This window comes from Variovorax sp. RCC_210, from assembly GCF_041355175.1.
Lineage (GTDB): Bacteria > Pseudomonadota > Gammaproteobacteria > Burkholderiales > Burkholderiaceae_C > Variovorax.
The window spans coordinates 201,413-223,865 of the sequence record NZ_JBFUPJ010000007.1; the positions used below are offsets into that span (position 1 = coordinate 201,413).

The following is a 22,453-nucleotide window of genomic DNA, read 5'->3' on the forward strand; positions in this document are numbered from 1 at the left end:
TGTGGTTGGAATGGATCAGTTCGTCTTTTTCAGCGCGGCATCGAGCGCGGCGGCATCGATGCTCAGCGCGGTGGCCGGCGCCACCTGTGCCAGGTAGGCCTGCACCAGCTGCTGTTGCCGCTGCTGGCGCAAAGCGGCCTGCAGCTGCGGCTTCATTTCTTCGAGCGTGGCGGTGCGCGCCGGGGTCACGTCGAGCAGCTTCACGACATGAAAGCCCGCCTCTGACTGCACGGGCTCGCTCACCTGCGCGGGCTTGAGCCGCGCGATGGTGTCGCGCAGCTCGGGCAGCATGCGCGCGAGCGGCAGCGTGTCGACCTCGCCGCCGCGTTCGGCGCTGCGCTTGTCCTGCGAGCTGGCGCGCGCCACGGCCGCGAAGTCGCCGCCGCGGGCCTGGCGCGCGAGCTTGCCGGCCTCGTCGCGCACCTTGGCGATGGCGGCGGTGCCCTTGTCGGGCGTGGCCAGGAAGATCTGCGCCACGCGGTAGGCGGCCGGCAGGTTGTAGCCGGTCTTGCCCTGCTCGTAGGCGGCCTTGACCTCGGCGTCCGAAGGAAAGCCCGCGGGCACCTGGCTCACCGACTCCAGGTAGCTGGTGCTGACGACGCGCGCGGCAATCTCGCGCGTGGCGGCGTCGACCTTGGCCTTCACCTCGGGCCGGTCGGCCCAGCCCTTGGCGCGTGCGTCACGCAGCACGGCCTCGCTCAGCAGGCGCTGGCGCAGCCAGCCGTCGAGCGTGGCGCGGTCGGCCTTGACGGCGGCGCGCTCGGCTGCGGGCAGGGTCTGCAGCAGTTTCTCGACCTCGTCCTGGCCGACCGTGACGTCGCCGACGCGCGCCACCACGGCATTGCCGGGCGTGGCGACGGGCGCGGGCGCCTGTGCATGGGCCACGCCGACCGCGCCGACGGAAGACGCCAGCACCACGAGCGCGGCGGCCGACGATGACTGGAAGCGCTTCATGGCTTGTCTCCTGCAGTAGGTGCAGCAGATGCAGCGGGTGCTGCGGCTGCGGGTGCAGCAGCCGGTGCCGGCGCCCCCACCGCGCGCACGTCGAACTTGCTGTCGTACAGCTTGTCGCCGTACTGCTGCGCGATCTGCTCGAACTTCACGCGGCTCTGCGCGGCGAAGGGCTGGCGCGATGCCAGCACGCTGCCCACGTCCATGGTCTCGTAGGCTTTCAGTATTTCCTGGCCCACGGCATAGAGCTGCGTGTTCTTCGCCTCGCACTGCGTGAGGGCGGTGCGCTGCAGGGTGGCTTCGGCGGCCAGGCGCTGGCGCTCGGTTTCGGAGGCGCGCGCCATCTTCAGCAGCTCGTCATACGCATTGCGGTACTGCGCGATCTGCGCGGTGGCCTTCTCGCCGGTGGCCTGCGCCTGCTGGCGCAGTTGCAGGCTGCCGGCGTTGGCGGCCTCGCGCGCCTGGCGTTCGGCCGCGAGTTGTGACTGGCTCTGCGCCAGTTCCTTCTTGAGCGCGTCGACGTCCGCCTTGGGGGCAGCCGCAGTGGCCTGGCCGGCCGCTGTGCCCGTGGCACCCGTGGCGGGCTGCCCCGCCTTCAGCGCCGCGAGTTCGTTCTGCGCCTGTTGCAGCTGGGTGGTGGTCGCGCGCAGTTGCGCGCGAAGCCGCTCCTCCATGCTCTGCCCGCCGGCCTGCTGCGCGTGCACTGTGCCGGCGGTGGCCGCCAGCAGCGCAAGCAGCAGCGCCGGGACTGTGTTTCCTCTGGACACGGCTGGCTCCTTCTTAGAAACGCGCATTGAATTCAAGCTGCAGGGTGTCGATGGCCTGCGGCGGGCCGTAGACCTCCTTCGTCGAGATCCAGCGGCCGGTGAACCACATGTTCTTGTCGATCGCGTACGAGCCGCCCAGGAAGTAGCCGCGCGCATTGGTGCCACCGCCGTGGAAGGTGGAGTCGTTGTAGCCGTCGGGCATCGCGTCGGGCTCGATGCGCTTGTAGCCGGCCAGCACGTTCCAGTCGCCGCGCGCGGTGGGCGCCGGCTTGCCGTACGTGGCCTGCACCATGTAGGCGTTGCCGCCGCTCTTGAAGTCCGACTGGCCGGTGCCACCCGTGGCGCCGAAGTTGTTCACGATGGCGCCGCGCAGGCCCGCGCGGTTCCAGATGTCGCGCGAGTCGTAGGCCGTGTTCTTCACGAAGTTGGCGTCCAGGCGCAGGTTGTTGCCCGCCACCGCGGTGTCCCAGCGCAGGTTCAGGTCGATCAGGCGGAACTTAGAGGCCAGCCCCACGTACTGCGGCTGCGGCGTGCCGGCCGGGTTGAGCGGGTCCAGCGAGATGTCGCGCAGCAGCATGAGCGTGTTGCCCTTCTGCATGAACGCCGGGCGCGACCAGTCGGTGCTGCAGCCGTCGGCGCCGGCATACAGCGCGCAAGGTTGCGAGACCTGGCCGCTGATGTTGCGGAAGTTGTAGTACGCCAGCGCGCCGCGCACGCGGTTGTCTTCGTCGATCTTCCAGTCGGCGCCGAACTGCGCGCCCAGCAGCCACTTGTTCTCGCTCTTCATCTTGGTCTGGCTGCGGCTGGGCGCGTTGTCCGAGGAGTATTCCAGCGGAATCAGGCCCAGCGTGCCGAACAGCGACAGGTCGCGGTTGGAGGCCAGCTTCTTCTCGAACTGCGCGGCGATGCCGTCGAAGTTCAGGTCGTTCGAATACAGCAGGTCGGTCGACATGAACGGGTTGCCGAAGCGCCCCGCCGTCACGGTGAGCCAGTCGACCGGCTTGTGCGAGATCCACATCTGGTCGAGCCACACGCTCTTCTTGCTCAGGCCGCCGCCCAGCGTCTGGGTGGTCGACACGGGGCTCTCGTCGCTGCCCGAGGCCAGGCGCACGCCGGCCTTGGTGTTCTCGGTGAGGTCGGCGTACACGCCCAGGCGGGCCCGCGCGCGGAACAGGTTGCGGCGGTCTTCGCGGGTGTTCAGGATCGAGGGCAGCGCCAGGTTGGTGTTGGGGTTGACGTCGTAGCCCGAGCCCTTGTTCAGCTCGGCCCAGTTGATCTCGATGTTGCTGTTGTTGCCCGCGTAGCCGCGCGACTCGTTGCGCACGCGCACGTCGCCTTCCACGCGGATGCGCTTGCTCCACTCGGGCGTTTCGTTGGGCGCGGCCCAGCCTTCGTCCTTGGCCTGCGCCATGACCTGGGCCTTGACCTCGTCGCGGATCTGGTCGCGCACGGTCTGCGAGATGTAGGGCACGCGCACGTCGCCGGCTTCGAGCCGCACGCCGCCGGCCGAGCCCGCGGCCACTGCCGACGCCGCGGTGGTCGATGCCGCCATGCGCTGGGCCTGCTGCGCGGCCACCTGGGCGGCCATGGCCTCGGTCTGGGCCTGGGCCAGCAAGGCCTCGCCCACGTCCTTGGCCAGGGTGCCGCTCTGGATCAGGCCGCGAATGAGCTTGACCATGGCGCTGTCGGTGGTGCTGGCAGGCGCCGCCTGCGCGGCGGCGTTGCCCGCCGCGAAGACGAGCGCGCAGGCCGCGGCCGCGGCGAGCGCGCATTGGCGCAGGGCCGGCAGGGTGCCCCGTTGGGAGATGTTCTTGAGATGGTTCATCGCTTCGTTCACAGGATTGAATGGGACCGTGCCAGCCGGCCTGGCCGGCTTGGCGGAGGGTTCGGGGTGCTTCATGGCCGGCGCCCCTTCATGGACACGCGCATCGGAAAGCGCAGCGACGCCGGCGGCTTCTCGTCCACGCGGTCGAGGCCGCGCAGCAGCGCGAGCACCGCCTCGTCGATGTCCGGCGTGCCGGTGCCGCGCACCAGTTGCACCCGGATGGTCTTGCCGTCGGCGCCCAGCCACAGGTCGATCTGGATGTCGTCGAACACCAGCTGGCGTGTGCGCGGGTCGCGCGACAGCGCCTGCTGCAGCAGCGTGGACACATAGCGCGCGTACGAGCCGCTGCCCAGGCCGCCACCGGCGCCGGTGCCGCTCATGCCGCCGCCGCTGCCGGCCTGGATGCCGAAGGCGTCGTTGCCGGCCTGCGCGGCGCTGTCCATGGTCACGGGGTCGCCCAGGTCCTTCGAGGGACTGGGGGGCGTGTCGTCTTTCGGGGGCTCCAGCGGCTCGACCGGCTTGGGCTCCTTCTCGACCACTTCGGGCTTGACCTTTTCAGGCACGGGCTCCGGCGGCTTCTCGGGTTCGGGCGGCGGCGGCGGTGGGGGCGGCAGCATCAGCATGGGCGCGTCGGCCACCACGCGCCGGGTGCTCGCGGTGTCGGCCAGCAGGTGCCACACCAGCGCCACCAGCGCGGCGGCGATCGCCAGGCCGATCGCCCACCCGCCCCAGCGCCGCCACAGCCCGGCCGGGCGCTGCGCGACCGTGCGGTGCGTGGCCGGGGAAGAACTCGCGTCGCGAGGTTTCACTCTGCGTTCCTCACTTCTGCTTGCCGGTCACGAGGCCGATCTGGTTCAGCTCGATGCGACGCAGCAGGTCGAGCACGTCGACCACCTTCGCGTACTGCACGCTGGCATCGCCGCGCACGATCACGGGGAAGTCGGGCGACAGCGCCTTCTCGGTGCGCAGGCGCTCCTCGAGCTCGGGCAGCGTCACCGGGTAGGCATCGAGAAACACGTTGCCCGCGTTGTCGATGGTGATGGCCTTGGTCTTGGGCTTCTCCAGCGCCACCGAGGCGCTGGCCTTGGGCAGGTCGACCTTGATGCCCGGGATGCTGGCGTTGCTGGTGAGGATGAAGATCACCAGCACCACCAGCAGCACGTCCACGAAGGGCGTGATGTTGATGCCGCCGGTGCGCCTGCGCGGCGCGAACTTGGCTGGGGTTGCCATGGCGGTGCGCTCCTCAGGCCCGTGCCGAAGCCGTGGGCAGCGTGCGGCCTTCGCCCTGCTCTTCGGCCAGGCGCGTGACGAACTCGTCGACGAACACGGCCATGTCGGCGGTGATGGCGTCCGAGCGCGAGGCGAGCCAGTTGTAGCCGAACAGCGCCGGAATCGCGACGCCCAGGCCGGCGGCGGTACACAGCAGCGCGGCCGCCATGCCCGGGGCCACCGAGTTGATGTCCACCGCGCCGGCCATGGCCGCCACGACGAACACCAGCATGATGCCGATCACGGTGCCGAACAGGCCCACGTACGGCGCGCCTTCGATGGTGGTCGACAGCCAGTTCATGCGCTTGGACATGCGCTCGATCTCGCGCACCATCACGCCGTCCATGGCGGCGCGGATGGCGCCGATGGTGGCGCTGGACACCGCGCTCAGGTCGTAGCCGCGGTCATGGCGGCGGCGCATCTCGTCCACCGCCACTTCGTACAGGCGCCACAGCGACGAGTCGGCGCGCACCTCTTGCGGCACCGTGTTGTTGGTGGCCAGGCGGTCCAGCGGCGCGCCCGCGGCTTCGCGGAAGTGCTCGATGAAGGTGGTGTTGGCGCGCGCGGTGGCGCCGTAGTGGCGGCCCTTGGCGATCATGATGGCCCACGACACGGCCATCATCAGGCCCAGCAGGCCCACCACGATCCACGCGTCCAGCGGCATCGCGGCCAGGATGAAGCCGAAGTGACTCTTGCCGGCCTGCTGCTCGTCGGGGCCGAACACGGTCAGGCGAGACTCGGCGCCTTGCGAGACGGCGTCGGCCAGCAGCAGCGCGTCGGTGCGCGCGACCTTCGACAGGCGCACTTCGTCGATGGCACCGGTGAAGGGCGCGAAGGTTGCAGCGGCTGCAGCAGCCGTGGCAGTCGCGTTGGCGGCCGGGGCCGGGGCAGCGGCCGGTGCATCGGCGCCGATGGCGGCGGCCGTGTTCATCGCGGCCAGCTTGGCAGCCACCGACACCGTGGGGCGTCCACCGACGTACAGCGCCACGCTGTCGCCCTCGGCCTTCACCGCGATGTGCGACCACTGGCCGGCCTGCACCGGCTGGCCCGGCGTGCTGCGCTGGCCGTTGACCTGCACGAAGGGCACGCCCTGGTCGATGCCCACCACCAGTTCACCCGCGCCGTCGCGGCGGGCGTAGATGGCCTGGCGCGCACCGAGCTGGTCGGGCTTGATCCATGCCGAGAAGGTGAGCGTGCCGCCGGCCTGCACGGCCAGCGACGGCGTGGCCGGCAGCATGAGCGCGCCGTTGCCCAGCTGCGCGCCCTTGCCGATCACGGTGCCTTCCACCGGCACGACCGCGGTCTGGCCGTTGTTGGCGTAGGCGGTGGTGTCGCGCGGCGGCACCGCGCCTTCGGCGAAGTGGTAGACCAGCGTGTAGTCGGGGTCGAAGCTGCGCTGGCCGTTGCCCGAGGCCGGGGCCTTGGGGTTGCCGTAGTACATCCACAGCTTCTGCGGCGTGCCGGCCGACACGTTGGGCACGTCCACCCACACCAGCGCAATGCCCAGCAGCGGATCGAACTGCTCGATCTGGTGGTTCAGCACGGTCTTGTCGTCGGCCGCCACGAAGCGCAGGTCGGCGCCGGTCTCGCTCACGCCTTCGAACTTGAAGTTGCCGGTGTGCAGGCGCACGAGCACGGGCACGCGCCCGGCATCGCTGCCGATGGCGCCGGCCTGCGGACCGCCGTCGATGGTGACGGGCTTGCGGTAGGACCACTCGGGCTGCCACCAGGCGTGGGCCAGGCTCGGCAGGAGCGTGCTCAGCAGCGTGAGCACGATGAAAAGAATGCGTCGCATGACAGGTTCTCCGGAAAACTCGTAGAGAGAAAAATTGAAAAAGAAAAAGGCCGCCAGCCGCGTCGTCAGTAGTTCGCGGTCAGGCTGAAATTCACGTTCGCGTCGTGCCGCTTGGTGCGCGGGCCGTCTTTCAGCGGGTAGCCGAAATCGACCCGGCCCGAGAAGTACTGCCCCACCTTGAAGGTCGTGCCCACGCCCACCGACGCGAGCTGGAACTTGTCCGCCTGCTCGGGCAGCGGGCTCTTCAGGCGCAGCCGCGCGGCATCGACAAAGCCGTACACGCGCCAGCCCTCGACCCCGCTGCCCAGGAAGGTGAGCGGCTGGCTGCGCAGTTCGAGCGAGCCGACCACGCCGTAGTCGCCGGTGGCCTCGGCCGAGAGGTAGCCGCGCACCGAGTTCATGCCGCCGCCGGCGATCTGCTCGCTGGAGACCAGCGGCGAATCGGTCATTTGCGCGTTCACGCGGAAGCCCAGCTGCTGGCCGCCGTCGAAGGTGTGGGTGCCGTTGACGTCGGTCTTCAGCACCATGAAGCTGGGCGACGACTTGTAGCGCTTGTAGTCGAAGGCGGCCCAGTCGCTGCCGTACTTGAACGAGCTGCTGGTGCCCACCACCAGCGACAGGCCCACGCCGTACTGGCTCTTCTCGGTCTGGCGCAGGCCGGTGTAGGACAGGGTGATGGGCGCGTACTTCAGTGGCACGGTGTCGCCCGTGCCCTTGAGCTGCAGCGCTTCCTTGTTGTTCTTGAAGTCCACGCCCAGGCTGAAGGCGTGCCACCAGTTGCCCGCGTTGGGCAGCGTGTAGATGGCCTTCACGCCCACCGAGTGGCCCTTGCCCAGCACGCTGGTGCCGCCGACGGTGGCCACGTTGCTGTCCGACGTGTAGGCGTTGGCTTCCAGCGCCCAGTTGGTGCCGGCGAAGGGCGCGTTGTACGAGGCCGAGAACACCTTGGTCTGGCTCAGGTCCTGCGGCGCGCCGAAGAAGCTGATGGAGGCGCTGTGGCCCATCTGCCAGAGGTTGTCGTGGCCCAGCGAGGCGCTGGCGCGCAGCTTGCGCGTGTCGGCGCTGTAGTCGTTGTTCAGGCCGACGCTGGCGCGCCAGGGGCTGCTGTCGTCGACCTTCAGGTCCACGTCCATCGTGCCCGGCAGGCTGCCCTGGCGCACCAGCGGCATCACCTGGCGCTTGGGGCCGCGGTTGAGCGCGGTGAGCTCGGCCTGTGCCTGCGTGAAGTTGGGCACCCCGCCCTCCTTCAGCGCGGGCACCTGCTCGCGCACGTCCAGCGGCGAGTTGTACTCGGCGCCCACCACGCGCACGCGGCCCACGCGGGTCTCGTTGACCTGCAGGAACACCACGCCCTGCGTGACCTGCTGTTCGGGCAGGTCGACGTACACCGACTGGTAGCCCGCCGCCTGGTAGACCGCGAGCAGCGCGTCGCGCGCGGCCTCCACGTCTTTCAGCGTGCGCTCGGGGCCGAGGAAGGGCGTGACCGCCTTTTCGATGGCGCGTGCGTCGAGCACGGTGTTGCCGCGCACGATGTATTCGGCGATGTCGACCTTGCGGGTCAACTCCGGCGTGGCAGCCGGTGCCGCGGGTGTCGCGGCGGCCGGTGCAGCGGGTGCAGCGCTCGCCGCCGCTGGCGGATTCGCAGGGGGTGCGGAGGGCCCGGAGGCCTGGGCAAGGGCCGCTCCCTGGGCGCCCATTGCCATCACTGCCAGCCACACCGCTCTCCAGCGTATCGGTGGGCCGTTCTTCTTCATTTCATGCATTTACAGCTCGGTTCTCAAAGATGAAGCTCGCTTGGCGCGTGCTGACAATGACAAACATCCATCAGCACTTGCTTACGTATCTCTAGACGGGCCACGCGCGCGGCGACTGCCGTTTGTCACGAAAACTTCATCAAGAAAATGGGGCGTGGTCAGGTGCCACTGTTTTGCGGCGCATAAGAAGAAGGGCCTCCGCATGGGAGGCCCTTCGTTTGTGACGCGGCGATCAAATCAGCGCGGCGCGGTGCGCGGATCGACGCGGCTTTCGATGGCCGCTTTCCTTGCCTCTGCTACTGCTTCAGCGCACGCTGCTCGCCCGGCGTGAGCGACTGCCGCTGCGCCGCCGTGAGCGTGCCCGCGCCCAGCACCTGCACAACGCCGTTCGGGTCGTAGGCCGCGCGCGCGTCGCGGTCCTTCGGCGCGCCGTTGTTGCTCGAACCTGCGCCGCCGCCCTCGCCTTCGTTGCCGAAGCCCAGCACGCGCACGGTGAACACCGAAGGCAGCGCCTGGCGTTGCGCCGTGCGCTCGCGCTGCAGCACGTCCTGCGCGGCGGAGGCGGCCTGCGATGCGGCGGCGCTGGCGTTGGTGAGCGCGCCCACGTTCACCGCCGCGATCGTCGGAATGCCCACCGACTGGCCCTTGACCTGGATGTTCTCCGCGTTCACCACGCGCAGCGCCGCCAGGTTCACGTTGCCCGACACGCGAATGCCGGCCTCGCCCGCGTCGATGGTGCCCAGCGGGGCGATCAGGTCGATGTCGCCCGGCGGCACCTCGGGCAGCGGGTTCAGCGTGGCCAGGCCCGCGCCCGTGTTGGGCGTGGTGGGCGACAGGCTCACCAGGCCCACGTCGTCGTAGGCGCGCCGCTGCGGCGTGTAGACCACGGTCGACTTGGAGCCACGCCCGGCGTTGATGTCGCCCTGCGCCGACCACGCGAAGATGTTGCCGCCGAAGGTGGTGAAGACGCGGCTCTGGCCCAGCAGGATGCTGCCGTTGGAAAAGATCTCGATCTCGCCCGCGCCCTGCGTGAGCACGCCCGAGCCCTCGCCCGGCACGAAGCCGCCGTCCACGCCCACCAGCGTGCGCCCGCCCGGCACCATGAGGCGAATGTCGCCGCCGAAGTCGGTGTGGACGCCCGCGTCCTGCACCTCGTAGTGCGGCACGTTGTAGCCCGGGCTGCCGATGGCGACCCACTCCGCCTTCGAGATGTACTTCACACCGGTCTTGGGCCGCGTCGTGAAGGTGCGGTCGACGTAGTTCTCGTAGTACAGCGCGCTGCTGAACATGGTGAGGTCGCCCTGGTAGTCGATGGCGCGGCCCTGCGCGTCGTGCGTGGGAAACAGCGTGGCGATGGCTTCGCGACCGCGCAGGTAGCTGCCCTCGCGCGGGCCGCCCGCGGCGTTGTACTCGCGGCCCGCGGCCTTCAGCTCGGCGTAGTACACCGGGCGCAGGAACGCGCGCTGCTGCTCGGCCGGCAGCGCCGCGAAGAAGGCGCGCGCGTCCATCGACGCGGCGTCGAAGCGCAGGCCCAGGCCGTTGCGCTGGCCCTCGCCGAAGCGCCCCTCGAGCCAGTTGACCAGGTGCAGCTGGCTGGCCAGGCCGTATTCGCGGCTCAGGTCGCGGTTGGGGGCTCCGCCGCCACCAGCACCACCGCCGCCGGCGGACTGCTCGTGCGCCTGCTCGATCTCGGCCTGCTTGCCCGCCAGGTAGGCCGGCGCGCCGGCCTCGTCGCCGCCGTAGCCGAACTGCGCCTTCAGCCAACCCGCCAGCGTGAGGCGGTCGCTGTACACCGCCACGGCCTTGCCGGGCTGGTCCGCCAGCGGCTGGCCGGCGGCGGCCTGGTTGGCCGGGTCGAGGTAGCGCGCCGCAAAGGCCGCGTAGTCCGGCCCGTTGCGCCCCACGCCCGCGGCCACCACGATGCCCGCGCCGCTGCTGCGGTCGCCCGGCGTGATGTTCGCGACGGCGCCGGTGCTCTTCAGCTCGGCCTTGTCGGCCATGTACACGTCGCGCCCCGCCGTCACTTCGAGCAGGCCGGGGCCCGCCACGTAGAAGGTGCTGTAGCGCACGTCGCGCCCGGCCTGCACCACCGACACGTCGTCGGGGTTGTTGTGCACGATCAGGTTGCCGCGCGAGCTGCCCTGGTCCACCGTGATGGGCTTGAGCGGCGCGCTCGCGTCGGCGCGGTTGATTTGCGTGGTCCAGCCCAGGGCCTCGACCGGCGCCGTGTCGTACTCGCCCAGGCCGCTGCCCGCGTTGACGATGTCGCGCCCCGCGCGCAGCGCCACCGGGCCGCCGCCTTCGTACCAGGTCGGCAAGGGGCCGGGGATGCCGACCGAGCTGCCTGATCCGCGGTAGACGATGGAGCCGGTGCGCACGCCGATCACGTCGCCTTCTAGCGCATAGAAACGCGCCGGCTGCTGCCCTGTCGCGCCGTAGCCCGAAGCGCTCGGCGACTCGAGGCTGAACAGCGGATACCGCTGGTTGCCCTCGCCGGGCCTGAAGGTGTCGACGAAGACGCTGGCCGGCAGGCCGTCGGGGCTCACGTTGCTGAGCTTGCGCACGCCGAACCAACTGCGCTCCAGGCTCCCGCTGAAGCCCGGGTTGAACGGGCTCGGCAGGCCGCGCGGGTCGGCGCCCGACTGCGTGAAGGCGTAGCCACCGGCATAGATCGAATCGCCCGCCATCAGCTCCAGCTGGCCCGCGCCCTCATGGGTGAATTGGGGCCCCACGGGCGAAGGCGCCAGCATGACGCCCACGGGCGATTGCACGGCCTTGTTGCTGCCGTCGACCGCGCCGGTGATCGAGTTGCCATAGAACAGGCTGCCGCTGGCCGCGACCGCGCGGAACATCGAGGGCACCACGTAGCGCCCGTCCGTGGCCTGGCCGTCGCCGCGAAAGCGCTCGCCGACGATGGCGCTCGACGGCGCGAGGTTGCCGCCCGCGGCGAACAGGTCGATGGCGCTGGCCGGCGTCCACAGCGAGAACCAGCTGTAGCCGTCGCCCTCGCGCCGCACGCCTTCGCCGACGAACGGCGTGCCGTTGTTGAACTGCGCGACGCGGCCCGCGTCGCCCACGCTGCCCAGCACGAGGTCGCCGCGCGTGTCGATGCGCACCGCCGCGTCGCCCGTCACCAGCAGCGGCCCGCCGCCGGCGATGGACGAGGTGGCGGTGTAGACCTGGTAGGCGCGCGACTCCTCGGGGTCGGCGCGGTCGAAGCGCAGCTCGATGCCGCCGACGGAGCCGGCCTGCACGCGCAATGCGCCGCGCAGGTTGACGAAGGTGCTGTTGAGGTCCTGCCGGCTGCCTTGGTACAGCGACTGCGGCGTGGGGTTGTCGCCGATGGGGAAGGCACGCAGCTCGACCACCGGATTGAGCCCGCCGCCGATGCGAACGTCGAGGTCGCCGCCGCCGGTGAGGCTGAGCTGCTGCCGGTCGGCCGACACGCGGCCCGTGCCGGCCACCACCAGGTTCAGGCCGGTGCTGCGCGACACGAAGCTGCCGGCAAGGTCCATGCGCCGGGTCAGCATGCCGGCGTCGCCGCCGGCCTCCAGCACGAGGTTGCCGCCGCCGAGCGTGCCGATGCCGGTGAAGCCGGTCATGTACGGCTGCGTGCCGAACAGGTTGTATGCCGTGCTCGCGCCGGGCACGTAGCTGCCGAAGTTGATCCACCATGCGGTGGGCACGCCCTCGCTGCCGGCCACGGCGCTGCCGGTGCCCTGGCGCCACAGCCAGTTGCCCACGTCGGTGCTCGCGGGCATCGGGCGCACCGGGCCGATGGCTTCGGTGCGCGCCTGGGTCGGCTTGCCGACGAGGTCGCCGCGCACGTCGCCCTGCGCGCGCACCAGCACGTTGCCGCCGTGCTCCGGATACCACGCGCGGTACAGGCTTTGCGCACCGCCGTCCACGAAGGCCTCGAAGGCCGTGCCGTCGGGGCCGAGCACGCTGCCGTCGACCTGGGCGCGTGGCAGGTTGTACGCCGCGGCGACACCCTTGGCCTGCGTGCCGGCGGTGTACACGCCGTAGGGCGAGCTCATGGTGAAGTCGCCGCCCGAGAGCAGGTCGAGGTCGCCGGTGCCCGTGCGCAGCACGCTGAAGAGCTGCTGCGTGGCCGGCACCGGCACGGTCTTGGGCAGGGAGCCGAGCGGCGCCCAGGTCACGAGGTTGCCCAGGCCCATGTCGTTCAGGCTCAAAAGCGCCTCTTCGCCGCCCCACTCGTCGACATCGATGAGCGTGCCCGGCGCGGCGCCGATCTGGTTCTGCGAGTCGCCCATCCAGTAGTAGTTGCCCGCCACGCCCGGTATCGGCGCCTGCAGCACCAGGCCGTTGCCCATGCCGTAGTGCGTGTCGGCCATCAGCAGCCGGCCGTTGGCGCCGCGCGGGCGCAGCGCGCGGGTGTCGGCGGCCTGCGTGTCGGCGCCCGCCACCAGGCGCATCGACCACGACTGCGAGCCCTCGGCCAGCATCGGCGCCAGGGCGAGGTTGCGTCCCTGGTTGCCGTTGGCGTCGGCCGGGCGCAGGTTGACGAAGTCGACGTCGCCGGGCAGCTTCACCAGGGTCTCGGCGGGCACTATCGCGCCCCTGGCCAGCTTGAGCGAGCCGGCCAGCACCACGCCGTTGACGGGCACGTCGGGCAGGCCGTCGCCGTTGTAGTCGGGGCTCGGGGTGTCGTTGATGGCGCCCGGGGGGAACGGCAGCGGCACGCCGGCCGGCCAGGTCATGGCCGCGACGCGGGCGTCGCCCGGCAGGCGGTTGCCGGCGTCGAGCTTCATGCCTGTGCGCAGCGTGACGGCCTGCGCCAGCACGCTGCCCGCCGCATGCAGCACGTTGCCGGCCGCGTCGCGCACCGCGCCGCCGAGCACCGTGCCCGCGGGCAGCACGAAGTCCTGCGAGAGCGTGGCGGTCGTTGCCAGCACGGTGCCCGCGCGCAGGCTCATGGCCTGCATGGGCAGCGCGTAGTTCAGCGTGCGGCCCGGCTGAAAGAAGGTACCTTCGGCCAGCTCGGCCATGCCGCCGCGCGGCACGACCACGTCGCCGCCCCAGGGCACGCGGCCCTTCACCAGCACCCAGCCGCTGTCGCTCGGCGTGGGCTGCAGCACCGAGGTGTCGAAGCCGTCGGTGATGCTGCCGTACACGCTCAGGTTGCCGCCCGCGCGCAGCACCAGCGCACCGGCCTCGCCCGAACCGTAGGTGGCGGTGAGCGGCGTGCGCGGATTGACGCTCGCATAGCGGTGGCCCGACAGGTCGATGTCGCCGTCGATGTGCAGGTCGCCGTCGGGCGTGGCGCTCGCGATGACCACGCCGGGGCGCAGGTGGAAGGCATCACCGTAGGCGCGCAGACCGGCGAGCCGGGTGTTCATGAGGTTGCCGTTGGCCAGCACGTTGGCCATGAAGGCGGTGCTGTCGCCATGCTTGGCGTCGAGGTAGGCCTGGTCCACCACCTGGTACGCACGGCCGTCGGCGGTGGCGTCGGTGCCGTAGGCGGCGTCCTTGTAGGTCCACGAACCGTTGACGGTGACGGCGCGCGCGCCGTCGATGCGCAACTGCCCGGTCGCGTCGATGGCGATGTCGTTGCCGCGCGCGCCGCCGATGCGCTGCGCGTTGAGCTCCACGGTGCCGAAGGACTGCGGTATGCCGTTCGTAGCGTTCGTGCCGTTCATGCCGTCGGTGCCGGCGCGCAGGTCCATGCGCGCGCCGCTTTCGAGCACGAGGCGCCCGCTGCCCGCGTCAATCTCGATGACGGCGCGGTTGGGCGCCTCTATCACCTGGCCGTAGCTGTCCACGCGCAGCACGCGGCTGTGCGCGTCGAGCAAGGCCGCGCCGCCGATGTGCACGCCGTCGCGCGCTGCCAGGCGGATGCTGCCGACCTGCTCGCCGCTCGCGTCCACCGTGCCGTTGACGGCCAGCCGGCCGCCGTCGACCGACACGCTGATCTCGCGCGCCTTGAGTTCGTCGCCCAGCACCAGGTCGCCCTGCTTGAGCTGGAAGCTGCGGCTGCCGAACACGCCGCCTTCGTTCAGGCGGCGGTTCAGGCCCGTGAAGTCCTCGATGCGCTGGCCGCGAATGTCCGCGCCGCCGGCCGCATACGGCACGCGCGTGCCGCCTGCGTCGTAGCCGCCGCTGCTGGCGCCCGCGATGGCCCCGAGCAGTTCGATGGTGCCCGCGCCCTGACCCGCGCCTTCACCCACGTTCTCGGCCAGCGCCAGCACCGTGAGCTTGCCCGCGCGGTTCTGCTCGGCGGACATGTCGATGCGCGATCCGGCCGACTGGCGCACGTCGCCGGCGCGGCTTTCAAGAATGACGTCGCCGCCCCAGCTGTACTTGGGCACGTCGAAGAAGTCGATGCGTCGGCCAGACAGGTCGATCTGCGCGCCGTCGCCCAGCCGCAGATCGCGACCGGCCGAGGCCGTGAGCTTGCCGCTGGGCAGCGCGATGCGGCTGTCGAGCGAGAGGTTGCCGCCGGCGTCCAGGCCGATCTCCGCGCCGAGCGCGTCGGCCAGCGCCTGGCCGGACAGCGCGGGCGCAATGCCGCCGGCCGGGGCCGACAGCACGATGTCGCCGCCCGCCTTGATCTTGTTGACCGAGCCGGCCTGCCCGGTGAGCAGCGGCGCCTGAATGCGCAGGTTGCCGCCGCTGAAGGCGTAGCCCTTGAGCGCCTCGTCCCATGCGCCCTGCGACTGGTACACCGACAGCGAGCCGGTGTGGTTGGCCGTGATGCGCTCGCTGGCGTTGAGCACCACTTCGCCGAAGCCGAGCACCAGCCGGTCCGCGCCGTGAACCGTGTCGGGCCGGCTGCTTGGGCCGTAGCCGAACTCGATCTGCCGGGCGTCGATCTGCAACCGCCCGCTGCCGCTGCCCGCGCCGCCCGCGGCCACGAGGCCCGGCGACGTGGCCGAGCCGTTCCACACCAGGATGTCGGTGCGGATGCGTGCCAGCGCATCGGCGCCGCCCGCTCCGTAGAGGGCCGGCGCGGTGAGCACCAGGCGCTCGAGCGACGAGCGGCCGGTGACGGGGTCGATGGTCGAGAGCTCGACCGAATCGTGAAAGTTGACGGCGTCGCGCGCGGTCAGCACCAGGTTTTCGAGCGCGGGCGCGCCGCTGGAGGTGTCGCCGCGCAGCAGGCGGTCGAGAATGCCCTGGTTCAGCTTCAGGCCCGGGGGCAAGGCGTTGCGCGCGGCGGCGTCGGCCAGCGCGGCCTCGCTGCCGACGTTGATGCCGCCCACCGACAGCACCAGGTTGCGCGTGCCGTAGCGCGAGGCGTCGCGCAGCTCGAAGCTCTGGTCGGTCGAGGCCGCGATGGTGCCTTCGGAATAGAGCTGCGTGATGCCATGGCACAGCGAGCCGGTGGCGCAGGCCCCGATGTCGATGCGGCCCGCGCCCGTGTCGGGCGAGCCGCTGAAGCTGGGCGCCAGCAGGTCGAGCCAGCCGTTGGACACCGCCAGCACGCCGTTGAAGCCGGGCGCGTACACGAAGCCGTCCTTCGAGTCCCAGGCCGCGCGCCCGCGGCCCAGCGTGTTGATGCCCGCGCCCTGCTCGACGACGATGGCCCCCTGCTTGTCGTTGGTGACCAGAAAGACCTCGCCCGCGCGCAGCACCGCGCCCGCGCGCAGCACGATGTCGGCGGCGGCGGTGGCAAAGCCCGCGACGTTGGCGCGCTGCGAGGTGCCCGTGTAGTCGGTGAAGTCCACGCTGGGCAGCCCGCCGATGCCCAGGCGCGGCGCGCCGATCGCGTTGAGCGCATCGGCATTGACCGAGATGCCGTCGAACCCCGGCGTGCGCGTGGCGCCGTCGGGCAGCACCTCGTAGCGCACGCCGCCGCCCACCAGCAGCGTGCTGCCGCCGAAGCCGCCCTCGCCCGGCGTGTAGTCCACCCGGCCGGCGAAGCGCAGCGCGGGCGCATCGCCCAGGGCGCCTCCCCTCTCGGGCGTTGCGAAGTCGAAGCGCAGCATCTTCGCGTCGCGCTCCAGCATCGGGCGCGGCACGCCGAGGCGCTGGGCCTGCGCGATGGCGAAGCCGGCGTAGGAGGTCTCGTTGTATTGCGAGTAGCTGCGCAGCGTATCCGCCGGCGTGAGAAAGACCTGCGTCGGCAGCGCGTCGTGCACGGCGGTGTTGGCCGTGCCCAGCTGCGCGGCGGCCGCATAGGAGCCGTTGCGCATGGGCACCGTCACGCCCGAAGGCGGCAGGCTGGCGGCCAGGCCGTTGAGCTCCACGCGGAACGCGCCGGGCAGCAGCGCGAAGGTGGACGGCATCAGCGTGTAGGTGCCCGCGGGCAGGCCGGGCACGCCCGCGCCGATGGTGATCTGCCGGCCCAGCGCCGGATCGCCCGCGCCGTGCTCGTTGACCAGCGGCGCGTAGCTTGGCTGCGCGCCGGGCACGATGGCGTACACCGGGTTGGTGGCCAGCCCCGGCAGCGTGAAGGTGCCGCGCGCGGTGGTCTGCACCAGCGGGTTCATGCGCGCATCGGTCGAGCCGCCGCGGCCCGCGAGGAACGCGGCACCGGTGAGTTCGCCGCCGCCGCTCAGGTCGAGCACGGCGCCTTCGCGCACGTTCACCGCATGGGCGGACAGCGTGACCGAGGGGTCGTTGCCGACGCCCTTCCACGCCACGTCCTTGCCGTCGTGCATGTAGCTCAGGCCGTCGAGCGTGCCGCCATACGGCATCGTGAGGCCGTTGGCGCTGACCGAGGTGACGCCGCCGGGCAGCAGGTTGACCTCGCCGGTGCGCGAGTCGCCCCCGACGGAGCCCAGCGTGATGTCGCCCAGCGGCGCGCGCAGCACGCCGCCCTGGTTGACCACGGCCGCGGCGAAGCTCAGCCGGCCGAACACCGAGTAAGGCTGCGCGGGCAACGGTGCCGAGGGGTCGCTGCGCTCGATGGTCAGGCTGCGCGCAGGGTCGAACTCGCGCACCAGCGTGCCGTAGGAGTCGACGCCACCGCGCTCGCCCACCATGAAGCTGCCGCTGTCGTTCATCGCGGGGTAGATCTGCGACGCCGCCAGCGTGAGGTTGCCCGGCGTGTAGAAAGTGGCCGCCTGCGACAGGCGAAGGTCGCCGCCGGAGCGCATCGCGATCTGGTCGAAAGCCAGGCGCTCGACCGCCAGCGGCGTGCTTGCGTTCTGGATGATGGTGCCGCGCGCGCCGGTGTTGACCACGCCGACGATGTCGATCAGCTGCGCGTCGAGCGACAGGCTGGAGCCTTCGTCCACCAGAGGCAAGCCGAGCGCGCCGCCACCCGCGCAGCCGTTCTTCGAGCCGCGCACGGGGTTGGGCATGATGTAGTTGTCGGCCTGCGTGCGTGTGCTGCCGGCCAGGCGGATGTATGGCGCGGCAAGCCTTACCTGCGCACCCGCCTTGGCACCTTCGGCCAGGTCGATGGCGCTGGCTGTCACGCGCAGGCTCTGGCCCATGCGCAGGTCGATGTCGCCGTCGAAGCTCACCAGGCCGTTGGCCATCAGCGACAGGTTGCCGAAGCCGCCGGCGGCAATGCGGTCCACGCCGATGCGGGCGCGCCCGTAGGCCAGGGCCGTTTCGCGCTCGCCGGCCTTCAGGTTGCCCGAGAGGCCGCTGTCGCCTTGCGACTGCGCCAGCACCAGCTCGCGCGGCACGCGCACCGCGTCGTCCACGTTGATGCCCTTCAGGTCCTGGCTGCCCACCACGCCGTAGTTGGGTGTTTCCAGGCTCAGCGCCAGCGTGCCGCCCGCGGCGCCACTGCCCGCGGAGCCGCCCGCCGCCGCGCGCAGGCTGCCGTCCAGGAACAGGCCGCGGTACGAGGCCAGCGAGATCACGCCGCCGTCGCTCGCCACCTCCACGCTGCCGCGCCCGGGCAGGTCCAGGTTCGCCGAGGCGCCCGAGGCATCGAGCCGCGCGCCGGGGCGCACCACCACGAAAGCGTCAGCGGCATCGACCTGGCGCGCGTCGGCGACGTAGGCCGCGCCGATGTCGATGCGCCCGCCCTTGCCCACGCGGCCATAGACGTGGCCTTTCGCATCGACCGCCGTGTCGGCGCGGCCGGCGGCGTCGAGCACGGCGTGCTCGCCGATCCAGATCGACGTGGCATTGGCCGCGCCCGAGGGCCGGTTCACGTCGTTGCCGGTGCCGAAGCCGCCCGGCAGCACGCCGATGCGCCCGCCCCACGCGTTGAGCGTGCCGTCGATGGTGATCTGCGCGTTGCCGGTGAGCGTGAGCGCGCGGCCCGGATCGACCGAGACCGCGGCGCCCTCGCCCACCACCAGCGGCGCCTGGCTGTAGACCGAGCCCGCGTTGAGCGCCAGGTCGGCGCCGGCGCGCTGCGTGAGCACGCCCTTCAGCGGGTCTTCCTGCCACAGCGGCGGCAGCCAGCGCTGCAGCACCGCCGACGGGTCGGCACCCGTGGGCGTGGCGCGCGCCGCGGCCGGGTCGGCGCGCAGCACGGGCATGGCCACGTCGATGCGCGCGCCGCCGGCCACCTGCACGCCCTGCTGGGCGCTCACGCTGTAGCGCGAGAAACCGCTCTGGAACAGGCGGTCGTCCAGCACCAGCAGCGGCTTGACCGCCACGTCGACCGGCAGCCGGTTGCCCGCCATCATCAGCGCGCCCTCGGCCAGTACCACGTCGCGCCCGAAAGCCGTGCCCGCGGCCACCGTGGCGTTGTAGTCGGCCACCGGCATGCCGTTGGGGAACGCGGCCGCGGGCACCACGTAGCCCGGCGCCATCTTGCCGCTGATGTTGACGAGCTCGGTGCCGGCCGGCACGGTGAAGCCGCTCAGGTAGATGCTGCCGCTCTTGCTGTAGACGACCACGTACTCCCAGGCCACGGTCGCCTGCGGCACCACCCAGGCGGCGGGCAGCGTGTAGGAGCGCGCGTCGGAGAACACCGGCATCGACTTCAGCGCCTCGCCCGGCGCCACGGTGTTGGCGACGTAGCTGAAGTCGTCAGGCAGCACGGTGCCCGCCGGAATGCGGAAGGCCTCGGCCAGCGTGAGGTGCACCGGCACGGCTTCGCCCGCCGTCAGCCGGCCCGCGTTGGCGAGCACGCCGCCGCCAATGGCGACGCCGATGCCGGTGTCCACTGTCAGCGTGCCGCCGCCCTTTACGCCGTGGCCGCGCAGCTCGCCATCGAGCAGCAGCCCGCCGGTGCCGCGGCCGTCGCTGTCGTACTGGTTCGAGCGCAGCGCGATGTCGCCGCCGCGCCCGCCCAGCACCGAGGCGTCGGCCATCAGCGCCGCGCCCGACGAGGTGTCGATCACCGAGCCCGCATGCAGCCGCACGTCGCCGGTGCTGCTGATGGCCACGCTGCCGCCGTTCACGTACGGCAGGCCGGCGATGTCCGCGGGGTTGCCGCGCAGGTTGCTCCACAGGCCGCGCGTGTCGAGCATGACGCCGCCCTGCACGCTCACGCCCGGCGTATAGCCTTCGCGCTTCACCGTGGCAATCGGCTGGTCGAGCCAGTTCGTAGTGCTGCCGGCCTGCAGCCCGCTCACCATGTTCCCCAGCGCGATGCTGCCGCCGCGCGCCGAAAGGTTGGCGTTGATGTCGACCTGCGTCGCGTGCAGCGCGATGGCGCCGCCGTTGCTCACCGCCACGTCGGCATCGACCGCGATGCCGCCCGTGGCATAGGCCTTGAAGCCGCCCAGGTGCAAGCCATTGAGCCAGCCGGCGTCGAGCCTGATCTTGCCGTTCAGCGCCTCGGGCAGCGCGTCTTCGAGCTTCAGGTCCTGGGCAACGGACGATGCCGCGGAAGGTGCCCCGCCGATGTCGATGCGCTCGGCCAGCGCGCTGGGGGTGTCGCGCAGCATGCCGGTGTCGGTGTTGAACGACGGGCGCAGCTGGCCGATGACGAGCTGGCCCGCGCGCGGCGCCGCGGCCTGCGACTGGCGGTAGCCGTCGAGCGCCGCGTCGGGCGCGTTGCGCTGGCGGTCGCCCTGGAACACGGTGGCCGCGACGTCGCCTTCGAGCACCGCCGAGGTGGTGCCGACGATGACGCGGCCCGCGTCGCGGCCGAAGGTGTAGCCGTTTTCCAGCCGCTCGCGCGCGCCGATCAGCGGGTTGTAGAAGTACTCGGTGGTGTTCTTGCCCCAGCGCTCGTGCGGGTTCTCGAAGCCGCGGTACACGCCGCTGTACAGCAGGTCGCCCGGCGCGCTCGCCAGGTTGTAGAGCCGCCCGTCCTTGCCCATGAGCCAGCTCTGCTTGATGACGCCGGTCTGCACGTCCACCGAGCCGCCCGACACGTTGATGGCCGAGCCCGCGCGCGTGACCAGCTCGCCGCCGCCGAAGGCCACGGTGCCGCCCGAGGCGGCCCATTCGCCGATGCCGTGGCCGTCGGTGTTGAGGTAGCCGCCAACCTCCAGCAGCCCGCCGCCGGTGTACCAGCGCTCGGTGGTGTAGCCGTTGGTGCCGGCCGGCACGCGCACCAGGTAGCGGCGGTCGACCCACAGGGTGGCGTTGTTGAGGTTCTTGCTGTCGCGGTTGCCCGGCGCATCGCGCTGCTCGTTGCCCTGGACATTGACCTCGACGTTGTTCGACGCCATGGCCACGCTCACGCCCACCGCGCCCGCCACGTCGATGGCCGCGCGCTCGGCCAGCTGGATGCGGCGCGCGGCGTTCACGTTCACCTGGCCGCCGGTGGCCAGCGTCATCGAGTCGGGCTCGAAGGCCACGTCGCCGCTCGATGCGATCTGCACCAGCGACTGGTCGCGGCGGTTGTACACGCCGTCGGACAGGTTCGCGGACTCCTTCAGCAGCGCGTCGCGCTGCACGTCGAGCGCGCTGGCGCTGCTGCTGTCGAGCAGCACCGCGCTCACGCTGCCGGGTGCCAGCGTGACGCGAGAGTCGGCATCGCCGGCGGCGTTCAGGTGCAGCGTGCCGCGCGTGGTCACGCTGGTGCTCGACACCAGCACGCCGGCCTGCTCCACCGTGTGGCCGGTCAGCGTGATGTCGCCGGTGAACGCCTGGATCAGCCCCGAGTTGGAGACGCGGCCCGCGCTGCTGTCCTTCAGGCGCAGCGGGGTGACCTCGTTGCCGCGCGTGCTCGACTGCTGGTTGCTGTCGGTGCCCATGCCCTTCTTGATGACGAAGCTGTCGCCCGCCGCGAGCAGTGTCTGGCCGCCGGGCGTGGCGATGGTGCCGTGGTTGTGCGCCTCGCGCCCGGCCAGCAGCACATAGCCGCCGCCCTCGGTCACGGTCTGCGGCTTGCGCGTGGAAATGCGCGCGCCGGCTTCCACCACCACATCGGCGGTGGCGTTGCCGTTCGACGACGCGGTGGACGTCACGTTCAGGTCGTTGGCCAGCGTGGGCACGAAGCCTGTGCCCAATGCCTGGCTGTAGAGGCCGCGCTTGAACTGCGCGTCGGTCATGCCCACGGCCGACGCCAGCAGGTTGCGCGTGTCGACCTGGCTGCTGCCGCTGAAGACGATGCCGTTGCGGTTGACCACCATGACGGTGCCCTCGGCCTGCACCTGCCCCTGGATCTGCGAGGGCCGGGCCTTGGGGTCGTTCACGCGGTTGAGCACGGCCCAGCTGGGCTGTTGCTCGAACTTCAGCGTGGTGTTCTTGCCGACGTTGAAGGTCTCCCAGTTCAGGATGGCCTTGTCCGCTGTCTGCGTGACGGTGACCACGGCGCGGCCGCCTTCCTGCGAAGGCACCGGCGTGTTGGCGTTGGCCCAGCCGGCGGTGAGGCTCTGGGTGTCGACCTTCAGGCCGCCTTCGGCGAGCCCGTCGGGCACGCCGCCCTGTCCGCTCTCCAGCGCCGCGCGGCGCGCCGCCTCTTGCGCCGCCTGTTGCGCCGCGATGCCGCGCGCCGCGATGTTCAGGTTGCCGATGGAGTGCTGCAACTGCTCGGCCGCGCGCTGCTGCTGCGCCTGCGGGCTCGTGAGCGTGGACGCGGCCACGCCGTTGGGCAGGCGCCCGGTGGCCACGGCCGTGTTCTGCGCCATGTTCTTCTGCGCCATCCACGCGCCGCTGAAGGCTTGCTGCGCGTGCGCGCCCTCGGCCGTGGCGCCGGCGGCGAGCATCAGCGCAATGGCGTGTACCAGCGGCGTGAGGCGCGCCTGCGGAAAGAAGAAAGAAGGGTTCGGATTGCGCCGGGACACCGTGCTGCTGCGTTGCATGCGGACTTCCA

Annotated in this window: 8 protein-coding genes; all 8 read right to left on the minus strand. The window is 71.3% G+C overall.

Going from position 1 to position 22,453, the window contains the following annotated elements:
• Window positions 1-15: 15 nt before the first annotated feature.
• Window positions 16-954: a peptidylprolyl isomerase gene (locus AB6807_RS20840; protein ID WP_371086071.1), complete on the minus strand. Its 939-nt coding sequence runs from the start codon at window positions 952-954 to the stop codon at window positions 16-18.
• Window positions 951-1,718 carry a hypothetical protein gene (locus AB6807_RS20845; protein ID WP_371086072.1) on the minus strand — a complete coding sequence of 256 codons (768 nt, stop codon included), beginning with the start codon at window positions 1,716-1,718 and terminating at the stop codon, window positions 951-953. The genes AB6807_RS20840 and AB6807_RS20845 overlap by 4 nt, the downstream gene beginning before the upstream one ends.
• Window positions 1,719-1,731: 13 nt before the next feature.
• Window positions 1,732-3,543 carry a putative porin gene (locus tag AB6807_RS20850; protein WP_371086073.1) on the minus strand — a complete coding sequence of 604 codons (1,812 nt, stop codon included), beginning with the start codon at window positions 3,541-3,543 and terminating at the stop codon, window positions 1,732-1,734.
• A gap of 71 nt (window positions 3,544-3,614) precedes the next feature.
• Window positions 3,615-4,352 carry an energy transducer TonB gene (locus AB6807_RS20855; RefSeq protein ID WP_371086074.1) on the minus strand — a complete coding sequence of 246 codons (738 nt, stop codon included), beginning with the start codon at window positions 4,350-4,352 and terminating at the stop codon, window positions 3,615-3,617.
• A 10-nt stretch (window positions 4,353-4,362) separates the two neighbouring features.
• Window positions 4,363-4,773 (minus strand): biopolymer transporter ExbD, encoded by a 411-nt coding sequence (locus AB6807_RS20860; protein WP_116913185.1) that lies wholly within the window; start codon window positions 4,771-4,773, stop codon window positions 4,363-4,365.
• Between the two features lie 13 nt (window positions 4,774-4,786).
• Entirely contained in the window at window positions 4,787-6,607 is a 1,821-nt protein-coding gene (locus AB6807_RS20865; RefSeq protein ID WP_371086075.1) for a DUF2341 domain-containing protein, read from the minus strand.
• Window positions 6,608-6,672: 65 nt separating this feature from the next.
• The gene (locus AB6807_RS20870; RefSeq protein ID WP_371086076.1) at window positions 6,673-8,169 is read right to left on the minus strand and encodes a ShlB/FhaC/HecB family hemolysin secretion/activation protein; all 1,497 of its coding nucleotides are present in this window, start codon (window positions 8,167-8,169) and stop codon (window positions 6,673-6,675) included.
• 488 nt (window positions 8,170-8,657) lie between these two features.
• The gene (locus AB6807_RS20875) at window positions 8,658-22,442 is read right to left on the minus strand and encodes a filamentous haemagglutinin family protein (RefSeq protein ID WP_371086077.1); all 13,785 of its coding nucleotides are present in this window, start codon (window positions 22,440-22,442) and stop codon (window positions 8,658-8,660) included.
• Window positions 22,443-22,453 lie beyond the last annotated feature (11 nt).

Excerpts from the sequence above, each read along its gene's own strand:
- AB6807_RS20840 (WP_371086071.1), bottom strand. The coding sequence starts at position 954 with ATGAAGCGCTTCCAGTCATCGTCGGCCGCCGCGCTCGTGGTGCTGGCG.
- AB6807_RS20850 (WP_371086073.1), bottom strand. The coding sequence starts at position 3,543 with ATGAACCATCTCAAGAACATCTCCCAACGGGGCACCCTGCCGGCCCTG.
- AB6807_RS20860 (WP_116913185.1), bottom strand. The coding sequence starts at position 4,773 with ATGGCAACCCCAGCCAAGTTCGCGCCGCGCAGGCGCACCGGCGGCATC.
- AB6807_RS20865 (WP_371086075.1), bottom strand. The coding sequence starts at position 6,607 with ATGCGACGCATTCTTTTCATCGTGCTCACGCTGCTGAGCACGCTCCTG.
- AB6807_RS20875 (WP_371086077.1), bottom strand. The coding sequence starts at position 22,442 with ATGCAACGCAGCAGCACGGTGTCCCGGCGCAATCCGAACCCTTCTTTC.